The organism is Mesorhizobium sp. WSM4846 (genome assembly GCF_055811415.1).
In genome coordinates, this window is sequence record NZ_JBVVPZ010000117.1 from 1 (window position 1) to 331 (window position 331).

Sequence of the window (331 nt, forward strand, 5' to 3'; positions counted from 1 at the left end):
GGTCTGGGACAAGTCGATGGTCGGTGCGGTCGATCGCGCCATCCGTGAATCCAATCTCGGCTTCAATCCGATCGTCGACGGCACCAATCTCAGGATTCCGCTGCCCGAGCTCAACGAACAGCGCCGCAAGGAGCTGGTCAAGATTTCGCATGGTTATGCCGAGAATGCGCGCATCGCCGTTCGCCACGTGCGCCGGGACGGCATGGAGTTCCTCAAAAAGGCTGAAAAGGACGGCGATATCAGCGAGGACGATCATCGCAAGCGGTCCGACCAGGTCCAGAAGCTCACCGACGAGATGATCGGCACCATCGACCATCTGCTTTCCGATAAG

General features: G+C 58.9%; 1 protein-coding gene. It reads left to right on the top strand.

Annotation, left to right across the window (positions count from 1 at the left end):
• Positions 1-331: ribosome-recycling factor (locus tag AC0L15_RS33275; protein ID WP_473498426.1), on the top strand; the 331-nt coding region annotated here is incomplete at both ends.